The sequence below is a fragment of the Bacillus coreaensis genome (genome assembly GCF_050586445.1).
GTDB lineage: Bacteria > Bacillota > Bacilli > Bacillales > Cytobacillaceae > Robertmurraya_A > Robertmurraya_A coreaensis.
On the sequence record NZ_JBOCCY010000009.1, the window covers coordinates 34,282 to 46,657 of the forward strand.

Annotated in this window: 14 protein-coding genes and 1 pseudogene; 8 read left to right on the forward strand and 7 right to left on the reverse strand. The window is 36.9% G+C overall.

Features of this window, described 5'->3' with window-relative positions; genetic code table 11:
• Positions 1–5: 5 nt before the first annotated feature.
• From ppnP to ACQ5H4_RS14750, 4 genes are all read left to right on the forward strand, one after another.
• A complete protein-coding gene (gene ppnP, locus ACQ5H4_RS14735; protein ID WP_430775744.1) occupies positions 6–323 on the forward strand; it encodes a pyrimidine/purine nucleoside phosphorylase in 318 nt (105 codons plus the stop codon).
• Between the two features lie 163 nt (positions 324–486).
• Positions 487–933 carry a hypothetical protein gene (locus ACQ5H4_RS14740; RefSeq protein ID WP_430775745.1) on the forward strand — a complete coding sequence of 149 codons (447 nt, stop codon included), beginning with the start codon at positions 487–489 and terminating at the stop codon, positions 931–933.
• Position 934: 1 nt separating this feature from the next.
• Positions 935–1,159, forward strand: a complete 225-nt coding sequence (locus tag ACQ5H4_RS14745; RefSeq protein WP_430775746.1) for a helix-turn-helix transcriptional regulator — start codon at positions 935–937, stop codon at positions 1,157–1,159.
• A 62-nt stretch (positions 1,160–1,221) separates the two neighbouring features.
• Complete coding sequence (locus ACQ5H4_RS14750) at positions 1,222–1,923, forward strand: DUF4386 domain-containing protein (RefSeq protein WP_430775747.1); 702 nt, start codon at positions 1,222–1,224, stop codon at positions 1,921–1,923.
• A gap of 53 nt (positions 1,924–1,976) precedes the next feature.
• On the opposite strand, the gene ACQ5H4_RS14755 is transcribed toward ACQ5H4_RS14750, so the two are convergent.
• Entirely contained in the window at positions 1,977–2,987 is a 1,011-nt protein-coding gene (locus ACQ5H4_RS14755; protein ID WP_430775748.1) for a DUF3231 family protein, read from the reverse strand.
• A gap of 208 nt (positions 2,988–3,195) precedes the next feature.
• Entirely contained in the window at positions 3,196–3,594 is a 399-nt protein-coding gene (locus ACQ5H4_RS14760; protein ID WP_430775749.1) for a (deoxy)nucleoside triphosphate pyrophosphohydrolase, read from the reverse strand.
• Positions 3,595–3,823: 229 nt separating this feature from the next.
• On the opposite strand from ACQ5H4_RS14760, the gene ACQ5H4_RS14765 reads away from it, so the two are divergent.
• Together ACQ5H4_RS14765 and glnA are read left to right on the forward strand one after the other, a co-directional pair.
• Complete coding sequence (locus tag ACQ5H4_RS14765) at positions 3,824–4,000, forward strand: hypothetical protein (RefSeq protein ID WP_430775750.1); 177 nt, start codon at positions 3,824–3,826, stop codon at positions 3,998–4,000.
• Positions 4,001–4,211: 211 nt separating this feature from the next.
• The gene (gene glnA / locus ACQ5H4_RS14770) at positions 4,212–5,567 is read left to right on the forward strand and encodes a type I glutamate--ammonia ligase (RefSeq protein ID WP_430775751.1); all 1,356 of its coding nucleotides are present in this window, start codon (positions 4,212–4,214) and stop codon (positions 5,565–5,567) included.
• Between the two features lie 73 nt (positions 5,568–5,640).
• Here glnA and ACQ5H4_RS14775 read toward each other — a convergent pair whose 3' ends face one another.
• Complete coding sequence (locus tag ACQ5H4_RS14775; RefSeq protein ID WP_430775753.1) at positions 5,641–6,558, reverse strand: AraC family transcriptional regulator; 918 nt, start codon at positions 6,556–6,558, stop codon at positions 5,641–5,643.
• 194 nt (positions 6,559–6,752) lie between these two features.
• Here ACQ5H4_RS14775 and ACQ5H4_RS14780 point away from each other — a divergent pair.
• A pseudogene (locus ACQ5H4_RS14780) lies at positions 6,753–7,604 on the forward strand (aldo/keto reductase).
• Between the two features lie 33 nt (positions 7,605–7,637).
• Entirely contained in the window at positions 7,638–8,237 is a 600-nt protein-coding gene (locus ACQ5H4_RS14785) for a histidine phosphatase family protein (protein WP_430775754.1), read from the forward strand.
• 75 nt (positions 8,238–8,312) lie between these two features.
• Here ACQ5H4_RS14785 and ACQ5H4_RS14790 read toward each other — a convergent pair whose 3' ends face one another.
• The 4 genes from ACQ5H4_RS14790 to ACQ5H4_RS14805 form a co-directional block, all read right to left on the reverse strand.
• Complete coding sequence (locus tag ACQ5H4_RS14790) at positions 8,313–9,743, reverse strand: ATP-binding protein (RefSeq protein WP_430775755.1); 1,431 nt, start codon at positions 9,741–9,743, stop codon at positions 8,313–8,315.
• A gap of 266 nt (positions 9,744–10,009) precedes the next feature.
• Positions 10,010–10,903 (reverse strand): AraC family transcriptional regulator, encoded by an 894-nt coding sequence (locus ACQ5H4_RS14795; protein ID WP_430775866.1) that lies wholly within the window; start codon positions 10,901–10,903, stop codon positions 10,010–10,012.
• Positions 10,904–11,454: 551 nt separating this feature from the next.
• Entirely contained in the window at positions 11,455–11,997 is a 543-nt protein-coding gene (locus ACQ5H4_RS14800; RefSeq protein ID WP_430775756.1) for a hypothetical protein, read from the reverse strand.
• Positions 11,998–12,114: 117 nt separating this feature from the next.
• Complete coding sequence (locus tag ACQ5H4_RS14805) at positions 12,115–12,348, reverse strand: hypothetical protein (RefSeq protein WP_430775757.1); 234 nt, start codon at positions 12,346–12,348, stop codon at positions 12,115–12,117.
• Between the last annotated feature and the right edge of the window lie 28 nt (positions 12,349–12,376).

A 12,376-nucleotide genomic window follows, 5' to 3' on the forward strand; every position in this document is an offset into this window, starting at 1 on the left:
ATCCAATGGCAGAATTTACGAATGTAACAATCTCTACAAAGGCAAATATTTACTTTGAGGGAAAGGTAACAAGTAGAACCGCAGTTTTTCAAGATGGTACTCGAAAAACGTTAGGAATCATGCTTCCAGGAGAATATGAATTTTCAACCTCTCAAAAAGAAGAGATGGATATTCAAGCGGGAGTCCTTGAATATAAATTACAGGGGCAAGATTGGAAGACGATTGAAAATAATGGCGTGTTTTATGTACCTGCAAACGAAAGCTTTTTATTAAAAGTGCATTCGGTGGTAGATTATTGTTGTTCTTATCTTTCTGAGGAATAAATGGCTAGATTCATCACAATCAAGGCCGGCACACTGTCCAAATGTGTCCGGTCTTTTTTTTTTTTTTTTGGTAAAATTTTCTTGACTTGATGTAAAGTTTATTATACATTGTGGATAATAGGTTTTACATTATGTAAAAGTAAGTTGACAATGGGAGGTTATTATGACGTATCAAGAAAAGAAAAGTATCGTGTCAATGATCAGTGCTATTCTCATTTTCGGGTTTTATTGTTTGTATATGTACCCTCAATATCCCGAAGGTGGGCTAGAGTCTACTGAAGCCTTTCGTTTTTGGGGTAGCTTCGTCCTCATCTTAACGGTTGTTTCAATCGTCGCTCACATTGTAATTAGCATCATCTTTAACATCGTCTTTAGAATGACAACCAAAGAAAAGGAACCGAATTTTGCGGATGAATTGGATAAGTTGATCGACTTAAAAGCGTTCCGAAATTCATTTTTTGTGTTTGTGATCGGATTTCTTCTTGCGATGGGATCACTGATTCTCTACCAGCCGTTACACGTAATGTTCATAATCTTGATCATTTCGGGCTTTGTTTCCGATGTGACTGGATCAGCTACGAAACTTTATCACTATCGGAGAGGAGTGTAATATGGGAAAAAATCTTGTCGGCAATCACATTCGAAAATTACGATTTAATCATGATGAAATGACCCAGCAGCAATTAGCTGACAAGGTGGGTGTTACAAGACAAACCATCGTGGCTCTCGAAAAGGGAAACTATTCCCCATCTCTTGAACTCGCTTTTCGCATTGCTCATGCCTTTCACTTGCCGTTGGAAGAAGTATTCTTTTATGGAGATGACCCAACGCTGTAGAATGTTTGATTGTTGTTGCTGTACCGTTTGTCAATTTATGAACAGAAGGGGATAAATAAATAATGATAAACAAAAGAGCAGACAAACTAGTGGGAGTATTGTTTATTCTAGCGGCCGTTTCGGCGGTAGCGGGTGTGATGTTATACGATCCGATCTTAAACGGTTCCGATTACTTGATCAATGGTTCCAAACACGCGAACCGAGTTATATGGGGAGCGTTAATGGAGTTAATTCTTGTCGTTTCAGTGGTGGGTACAGCAACGACGATGTTTCCGATTTTAAGAAGATATAACGAAACGATCGCTTTGTGGCATGTTTGTTTTCGGTTTCTTGAAGCGATTGTCATTACGATTGGTGTGATCAGTGTGCTGTCCCTTCTGACGTTAAGTCACACATTTGTTGCATCTGGTGTTCCAGATGCTGCAGCTTTTCAAACGTCAGGTACCGTATTAAAAGCCATCCATGAATGGACATTTATGCTAGGGCCCAATTTCATGCTCGGTATCAATACGATGATGTACAGTTATATATTTTATAAAACCAAGCTCGTACCGAGGTTTATCCCCATTTTGGGTATGACCGGGGCAGCTCTTGTGTTTATTTGTGCCTTGTTAGTTATGTTCGATATTATAGAACAAGTGTCTGTTTGGGGTGGGTTGTTGGCACTGCCAGTAGCAGCGAATGAAATGATTTTAGCTGTGTGGTTGATTCTGAAAGGATTCAATTCCTCTGTAACTTCTAACTTATTTTCAAAAAAACAATAGAATAGGGGAAACACGGAGAAAATTTGGGGTTTTCTCCGTGTTTTTTGTATTACTCAATTTCTATTTTTAATAATCTGATTCCGAACCTCCATTTGTGGAGGTTCCTCAAACCAACCATTCTTAATTTTAATTTCGATTCCTTCTTGTGCGTAAAGATAGACGTCTTTAGCTAGAAGCATGGATTTCATAGAAAGATCATTTCTTAAACTGAAAAAAGCACCGGTACCAGTTCCTACAAGGCCAAATCCATTGAGGATATAAATGCAATGCATCATGAGTTTGTCTGAAAATGGAGCGACAGTTGAAGTAGTGACCGTACCTCCACTAGTAGCAGAGAGCTGTACATCTCCTTCACGAAGGATGTCTTCCATCATTCTTATTTGTTTTTGTGCTAGTTTTTTTCCTTTCAGAAAGTACTCTCTCACATCTTTCTTTTGAGCGCATTGTGCAAAGCCGGTTATGAGTTGCATCCCGATGTTGTTTGACTCTAAATTATGATGGAGAATACCAATTTCTAGGTCATTCAAAGCTCTTTTATCTCCTAAGAATTTGAGGCCTTCCATGTATTTTTTACTTTTAATAAACTCGGTTTTTTTCGGCATGGTCACTTTTGGAGGAAGGGCAAGAATTCCCCTCTCAAGCAAATAAGAAGTGGAAAGCTTATAAATTTTTTGGGTTACAGTCGTTAGTCCCTCATAGATTTGCATCACTTTCGGGTTGTAAGTCATATTCATACCTAGAGTGTACAAGCCCATGCTAACTTCCTTTAATACACGGATAAACATGATATCAAAGCCATTGTCGTATAATTTAGGAGCCTCTAAATTTACATCTTCTTTAGTAAATCCAACAGGTATGACCATTCCTTGTTCAGTCATTAATTGCTCGATCTCTCTAACAAAAAAGTTCAGCTCCTGCCATAATCCGCCTAGGATATTCCTAGCTTCTGTATCATCTGCTTTCTCAATGAAATATTCCAAAAATCTCATAATTAGTGTTTTTTCTTGATAGGTCTGCCATAGAGAGCCTATTTCAGATACACTTATTGGATTAGTCAAAATCAATTTGTGTCCCTCCAATGGTGAATACAAAAAATGTTTTTACTTACTAAAATTTCCATATATTACTGAATAATACCAATTAATTGCATTTAAAAATAAAATGAATCACATAGTGGATGGTTTCCGGTGGGGAATTATATCATGGTGAAATCAATCGTGGAGAATCATTGCCGATTAGCTGGGGAAGAGTGGACCTCTTTCCCAACTACTCCTATGTCCATTCCTTCTTTAACAACTCGACAGCTGGAATATCGGCGGAGGCCCAAACAAGGGAAGAAAGATGTTCTCGTTTCAGCCAAAGGAGTTTTGAGTGTTCACTCGGTAGCGGAGTGCCCTCCACCAAACGACATTTGATCGTAATCAATTGAATAATAAACGTGTCATATTCATGGATATGCTCGTTATGTAATTCATCGGGTTCGATAATACAATCTAGTTCTTCGTGGATCTCTCGCTTGATCGCTGAATGCAAATCCTCGTTCTCTTCGACCTTTCCACCAGGAAACTCCCACAGATTTGGCATGGTCATGGTTGGAGAGCGGAGGGCGCATAAAATTTCTTCCTGTTCATTTTCAATCACAGCAGCCACGACTTTAATTTGTTTCTTCATGTTGACCTCCCAGTAGGTTTTTACCATTAGAGACATGTAAAAGTAGTCTTGTCCATGAAATATGAATCATGCGAGAAAACGGTTTCAATAGTATAATAGAAGAAAGAAGGAAAATTTAGACGAAGCAACAAGAAAAAAATGTAGTTTTACAAGCTTTGGCCTCATACACATAATAATACCTAATTTTGTTGGAAACAAAACCAAAAAAGATTGAATGGGAGTGAGGTCCATGAAAAAGAGTGAATATTTATTCTTCTGCCAGCATTGTGGAGTGCCTCAAAGAATTCCAGAGTTTGCCTTAAAAACGTACCTGTGTGATGACTTAGTGAAGAAATATTATTGTAACAATTGCAACCGAGAAAATAAAATTCCAGAATACGTGAAAAAATTGAAATCGGAGCTCTAGGTAGAGCAATGATTCCACATATGGCTAGACAGATACCATGTAAATGCTTACATGGTATTTTTTTATTGGTTTAGATTTTTTTAAAAAATAGTAGATAGAAAAAAAGTTATCAAAAAATTTAAAAAAGATGTTGTCGAATTCTGAAACATCTATTATAATTCATTTTAATGAATGTCATATAACATAACACAATGGCGGGGGATTATCTAACATGACAAAAACTTTAGTAGAATTAGAAACTTCAACTTTAGACCAAATTAAAGAAACGATAAAAGAAAAAAGTGTAGAACTATTACACTTACAGTTCGTTGATATTGAAGGAATCTTAAAGCATGTAACAGTAACAGTTGAGCAATTAGAGGATGTAGTAGAAGGAAAAATGATGTTTGACGGATCTTCTGTTAAAGGGTTCTCCCCTATTAATAAGTCCGACCTTTACTTACAACCGGATTTAACAACATTTGCTGTTCTTCCTTGGTCAGTGGAAGAAGGGTATGCGGAAGCTAGATTTTTATGTTCTGTAAAAAATCCAGACGGAACACCATTTGATGGAGATACTAGAAATGTTTTAAAGAAAACAGTTGAGCGTGCGGCTGAAAGTGGATATACGATTTCAGTTGGACCTGAGCTAGAGTTCTTCTTATTCAAAACAGACGAAAATGGCTATGCAACTCAAGAACTAAGTGATAAAGGTGGCTATTTCGAGCCGTCACCACACGATCTTGGTGAACGCGTTCGCTTAGAAATTTACCGTGCGTTAAAGGCAATGGGCTTTACAATTGAAGCATCTCACCACGAGGTTGCAGAAGGACAGCATGAAATCAATTTCAAGTATGCCGATGCTTTAACAGCAGCAGATTTGTCTACTACGTATAAATGGGTAGTTAAGACCGTTGCTCAGAAATTTGGATTGCATGCAACATTTATGCCGAAGCCAGCATTCGGAATCAATGGCTCTGGTATGCACGTGAACATGTCATTCTTTGAAGGAAGCGAAAATGCCTTCTTTGATCCATCTGATGAGTTACAATTATCAAAGAAAGCTTACCATTTCATTGCAGGTGTACTTGAAAACGTAAAGAGCTTCGCGGCTGTAACAAACCCGCTAGTAAACTCTTATAAGCGTTTAGTACCAGGCTATGAAGCACCTTGCTACCTTGCTTGGTCAGCATCTAACCGATCTGCTCTTATCCGTATTCCAGCGAAGAAGGGGCTTGCGACTCGTGTAGAATTACGTTGTCCAGATCCATCTGCAAACCCATACTTAACGTTTGCTGTCATTGCGGCTGCAGGTTTAGATGGAATTGAAAAAGAACTAGAAGCTCCAGCTCAGATTAACGAAGACATCTTCCACATGACAGATGAGAGAAGAGCTCATTTAGGAATTGAGAACCTTCCTGGTAGCTTAAAAGAAGCAGTTGTTGAATTAGAAGCAAGCAACTTTGGTGCTAAAGCATTAGGCGAGCACGTATATGGTGAGTATGTGGCAATGAAAAAAGCAGAGTGGGATAGCTACCGCATCTCGGTTCACGCTTGGGAAATTGAAAACTATCACTCTAAATTCTAATACTAATATAGAAGAAACCAAGGATGGAACATATATGTTCCATCCTTTCTTTATCAATAGACAAATTATTCGCTTATGCGTTTTTCTTTTTATCATAGGTTTCTTTCAGTCGCTTGATATCCTCTTTAGGTGGCAACCCAAATAGTCTAGAATATTCACGGCTGAATTGGGAGGGACTTTCATAGCCTACTCGGAAAGCCACATCGGCAGCACCTGCCGCCTCAGTTAATAGCAAATGCCGAGCTTCCTGCAGTCTCAGTTGTTTTTGGAACTGGATAGGGCTCATGGCTGTAACCTCTTTAAAAAGTCTATGAAGGGAAGAGACACCCATATTCGCTATTTCCGCCAGTTCCTCCACTCGAATAGGCCTATCAAAATGATTCATGATATGCTCAATCGCGTCACTGATTTGATAGGTAGAACTTCCTTCAACAGCAATTTGCCCCAGCGCATCACCATGTCGTCCTTTTAGAACCCTATAGATAATTTCCTTTTTGATAAGAGGAGAGAGGATCGGGATATCTTCAGGATGGTCAAGCAAACGAACCAATCTGGTTACGGCTTCTAACAAAGGTAATTCTATCAAGTTGACATACATACCTCTGTTCTTATTTTCTTTTTTATTCACACCTATTTGAAAATCTCCTAAAACTTCTAATATTTCATTTGGCGTAAATTCAAGTTTAAGAGCCAAATATGGAACCTCGGAAGAAGCTTCCGTTAATTGTCCGATAATGGGTAAGTTAACGGATGAAATAAGATAATCGGCAGGTCCGTACCTAAAGAGCTCTTGTGACAGTAGGACCTCCTTCATCCCTTGAACGACGATGCATAAGGAAGGGTTAGTAACTCCGTAAAATGGCCCGGCTTCATTCGAGTAACGAGAGAAAAATAAATACGATATAGCCGTCTCATGACCACCGTCCTGACTGGTGTGCGACTTAATGAGTTTGGTAAGTTCACCCCGGTAATTATGGATTTCTTTAAACATTTGGATCTCCTTTGTTCCGTTATTGTATTTCAATTGTAAGGGATGCAGTTCTGTTACGAAAGGGGAGAGAGAGAATTAGGCAAGGAATTGATAGGAATATGATATCAGGCGCCTAAGGATCTGCTGCATAATAATTATTATAAAGCTTTCTTAAGCAGATAATGGATGAAATATAAAATACAGGAGGAATTTATATGCAAAAATTAATATTGAATAATGGGGTAGAGATGCCCATACTAGGCTTCGGTGTTTTTCAAATAAATGATCTAGAAGAATGTGAACAAGCCGTTTACGATGCTTTTATGGCAGGCTATCGTCTGATAGATACAGCTGCCTCTTATTTAAATGAAGAAGCTGTGGTTAGAGCTATTAAGCGGAGTGGTGTACCAAGAGAGGAATTGTACATTACAACCAAACTATGGGTTCAGGACGCTGGTTACGAGAGCACAAAGAAAGCATTCGCAAAATCACTGGAAAGACTGCAATTGGATTATTTAGACTTGTATTTAATTCATCAGCCATTTGGTGATGTACACGGTTCTTGGCGTGCGATGGAGGAATTATATCGAGAAGGTATCATCAAGGCGATCGGAGTAAGTAATTTCCATCCAGACCGTTTGATTGATTTAATCCTTCATAATGAAGTGGTTCCTGCGGTTAACCAAGTGGAAACGCACCCGTTCAACCAGTAAATAGAAAGTGCTATATTCATGAAAGAGAATAATGTGCAAATACAGTCTTGGGGACCTTTTGCTGAAGGGAAAAATGATATTTTTCAGAATGAAGTATTAGTTTCTATTGCAGAAAAGCATAATAAATCCGTTGCCCAAGTCATTTTACGTTGGTTGGCTCAAAGGGGTGTCGTTGCCATTCCAAAGTCAGTTCGTAAAGAGAGAATGATTGAAAACTTCAATATCTTTGATTTTGAATTAACTCAAGGAGATATGGAGCAGGTTTCCACTTTAGATATGAAAGAAAGCTTGTTCTTTTCACATAGAGATCCTGAAATGGTGAAATGGATTGGTACTCGTAAACTTGATATTTAAATACTCTTTTACGTTTCAATAAGGGGGATACAAATGAAAAAGACGATATATCTCATGAGACATGGACAAACATTATTTAATAAAAGAAGGAAAGTTCAAGGTTGGTGTGATTCACCACTTACAGAACTAGGAATTATACAAGCAGGGACTGCTGCAAAGTATTTTATAGAGAACCATATCGTTTTCGACCATGCCTATTGTTCCACATCTGAAAGAGCAAGTGACACGATAGAAATTGTGACTGATCTGCCTTATGCAAGATTAAAAGGATTAAAGGAATGGAATTTTGGTACTTTTGAAGGTGAAAGTGAAGATTTAAATCCTCCACTGCCTTATAGGGATTTCTTTGTTAATTATGGTGGAGAAGAAGAAAAAGAATTTCAAAGAAGAATGGTTAATACTGTCCAAAAAATCGTAGAAGAAGATAATGAAGTCGTTTTAATCGTATCTCACGGGGCAGCTTGTAGAAAATTTATGCAGTATTGGGAACATACAAGTTCCATTAGACAAAAAGAACGACTTGGTAACTGTTGCATTTTGAAATTTGAATATGAGAACAAAGAATTTAAATTAGTAGAAATTATTAATCACGATTTTAGTAATTTAAGTGAAGCTTCTCCGGTACTAACTTGATAGGATATGTGAAGCTAGGGCTGCCGTTCGCGACAGCCCTTTTATTTGTATTTGTTGAATAAAAATAAGGACAATTTATGTGTCACTTCCCAATTGCGGGATGATAATTTTAAAGTGGGTTCCTAATGATGTACTATCCACAACAACTATATCCCCACGGTGTTCAAAGATGATTTTTTTTACAAACGGAAGTCCCATTCCTGTTCCATCATCTTTGGACGATACAAAGGGATCAAAGATATGGTCCCAATCAGATTCCGGTATGCCTTTTCCCGTATCGTAAAAGTCAATCACAATATAATCTTCATTCATATTTGTAAGAATCGTTATCTTGCGTTCTTCTCTACCTGGGGGAGTCGCTTCTGAACTATTTTTAATTAGATTGATAAACACTTGCTGCAAATACGATTTATTCACAAACGCCTTTAGAGATTGATAGGAGTCAATTAACTCAATATCGATATTGTTTTGCTTGGTAAATTCGCTAGACAGTTCAATCGAATCTCTAATGATAGAGACAATGTTCTCCGTCTTAAAGCTCATTTTAGAATGAACAAGATATTCGTTATAATTGAATGATAGTTGTTCTAATTGTACCGTCGCTTTATAGATCATATCCAAGGCAGCCTGCTGCTTCTTAGTCAGTTCTTTATCTTCCTTGATAAGCTTTGAGAAACCTCTGATAATGGTCGAGGTATTTTTCATTTCATGTATAAGACTTCCAACAAAGTTACCCGTAAAGTCTAACTTTTTTTGCCTTTCCTTAAGTTGGGAATAATTAAACTCAATAATGGCGTTCAATTTAATAAATTCAAATATAACCATTATTGAAAAAATAATTACTCCTAAACTCCCCATGATGATTCCTGTTTGAGGATTAAAGTTAAACAATCCAAGTAGAAACAAAAGTAATGTATACATGGAGAATTGTTTTAAGAAACTCCTAATGTGTGTGTTGCGAATTTTTGTGGAGATATAGAATAAAAAGAGCAAAAATATAATTAAACTAGCCATGTGAAAAACATAAAGCGCGGCCCATTCACCGTAGACAGGAAAATAAAACTCAATATCAGATGCAGAAATACGTCTTGTTTCCAAGCCTTTCATTCCAAAGTCTGTCCAACTAATGAAATAAACAAATGAAGTCCATAAAATTAAAGCAATCATCATTTTCTTGGTAAATATAAAATTTACGACTCTATTTAAGATAGAGTCATTTTTTAAGGTAACCGAAAAACTTTTTATCGTACAATAGGCTACAAAAAATATAGCTGGTACGGAAAAGGTTGGTGCAAACCTTAAGATTCTAAATAACCAAAAAGCTGATTGTTCATCTAACAGATCCGTGAAGTAAAGTACACCTATCCCTTGTTGCCAACCCGATATCATCACCATTAACAAGGTAATCCCTAGAGTTAGATTCGACTCTTTATAAATTTTAGTAACACTAAACGCTAACACAATAGGGATCATGCCAATAGCGCAAACCAATAATCCAATAATCATACAAGGTTACTCCTATTACTCTAAACTTAAGGTTTATGATCGTTTAGTTTTCCATAACTACATAGCCATAAACTAAAATTATAACATAAACAAAAACAAATCCTACCCATTTAATAAGTAGAATTATTATTGGTTATGAAGGAGGGGGAACACGAAATAAATAAGAAGTTATGCCATACCTAAACCAACTAATAGTCTGTTATCATATAAAAATATAAAGGATGGTTCAGATGCTTCAGAATTAAGCAAGGAACCATCCCTTTCATTTATAGTTTGGACATCTGTTGTTTAACCGGAATATAGATATCCATGACTTTGTTCTCGGTTCTATGGCATCGTTCATCATATAGCTCAATATCCAAGATCCCAGCATGTTCATAACCGGATTGAGGGAACCATTCTGTGAACACATAACTCCATGTGGACTGAATGGAAGTGGTAAATGCTGCATCATCTGATTCCGGCGTTGTAAACACAGCATATTGCATCTCTGGGAAACTTCTGTACACTAACCCTTCAGGTGCTGGAGTTCCTTCAGCTACCTCCATTCCGATCAAATACACAAACTCACCTGTTTCAGGGGAAAAATCAGTACAAATCCCAAGCTCTTCTTTGCAGTTTAGGGGATTTGGTATGTTCTGATATAATTTCTTTTGAAGGTATAATTGCCAAAATTCTGGAATGTCTTTATTGTTTTGACCGTCTATATTTCTTGTTTTCAGTTCATATCCAATGATGTGAAATTGAGGTTTCGTGATTAACTTTGGTTCCATGATTTGTCCTCCTTGGACGCTTATTTTATTAAGGTAGGCTCTTCCACGTAAGGGACCAGATAAAGCATGGGCGCTTCGATATTGATTAGGCGAAACTCCATAAAACTTTTTAAAAGCCCGGTTGAATGACTCGTGGTATTGAAAGCCCACATCCATTGCAATAGTAATCACCTTTTCATCTGAATAGTAAAGTCGCTCTGCTGCACGTGTAAGACGTCTTTTTCTCACATAATCCATGACCGATTCTCCAACGAGTGCTTGGAATACACGATGATAATGAAAAGGAGAAAAGCATGCAATTCCTGCTAGTGTTTCAAGTGTTATGGTTCCATGCAGGTTCTCTTCAATGTAATCTAACGTTCGTCCGATACAAACTACATAATCGATTCCCTTCACCTCCCTATAGCTAATATAACCGTACACAGATATCCGTTCTTAACCAAATTTGCTATATTTATCATACACTGACGTAGCAGGGATTTGGTAGATAACCTGTTTAGAAAAAGAAACCAAATAGGCTGAATATGAAGTGTTTTTTTAAGTTAAAGGATTTCACCATTATTAAAAAAACAAAAATTTCATCTAAGAAGGATATTTGACGTTATAGGCAATAAGTCCAAACCGGATTAATAAAGATGTAGAAGAAGTTAGAAGAATCATTTAGAACAGTGGAAGCACTTGCCGATGTTATTGAGAAAATACTAAAAAAGCAAAAATGATTGATAGTAAGACTAAATCTATTACTGTTTTATGATCAGCTATCGGTCGAGCATGACTGTAATCAATGGGATTATGGAATAAATAGTTAAAAAAAGCAGTTGATTTCTATTCGAATAAATTAGATGAAATTTGGGAGTAGTTTTTTATAGATGTACTTAAGGGGAGGGTATTAATCCAAGGAGGAGAGATGCCCCCTTACCTTTAAATGGCATATCAACTCAGAGGTGTAGGAGAGAGTAAGAGTTCCCAAAAAAAGCTAAGACGATTAAAAAACTACTTAGATTTTTAGTAAATCGATTATTGTTTGAGTAATGCTCCTTAACAGATGGAAGAAGAGTAATGGATTGAATGGAAATTCCTAGGAAGATGTAGAAGACGTGAATAAATGCAACGGCTTGAATCATATACATTTCGACTGTAATCCAAATAATTAAAATAAAACCAATGTATAGAGAATAATTCCATGCCCAATGTATTTCTTTATAAAGGCGAAGCTTTTCAGCGATTTCTAGCGGCTTTTCAGAGATAAGGAAAACGGCAGTTACTAGTGGAAGAATACCTAATCCAACAAAAAGTATTATGCCTGGGATGAGGAAATTATCAAATGGGCTATTCTGCAACATAGTAAGAGGCATTGACAAAATCGAACCGTCAGGGAATATAATCAGTACCCCTCCGCCAAAAAGTGCACCGATTCCAAGTAAAAAGTGTAAACAAATTAACAAATAGCAAGCAACAGACTTTTTTTGTTTCGCATCCATTAAAATCATCTCCAGAAAAATATGGTTTCAAATTGATTTTACAGAATTCCCAATACTATAGGATGGTTACACATGACGGGGCTGTGAACTTTTTTTGAAGGTTCTGTAACTTTTTTACTACCTTCCTACTTTAGGTTTAGTAAAAATCTTCCCATTGTTTAACTCACACCAATTTTCTAATTCATCATATGTTTCCTTGTTTCCGTATTTTGCTAAAAAATCCTCCTTCGTTTCGAATACTTCCATTAAACCTTCTTCTATTAATACAGTCATTCGAAAAGGATTTAGTTGAAAAACCTTTGAGACAGCTATTAACTCACCGATATGAACAATATTAGCGATATCTTCCATAATTTCATCTCCTTTTACTGTTAGAGAT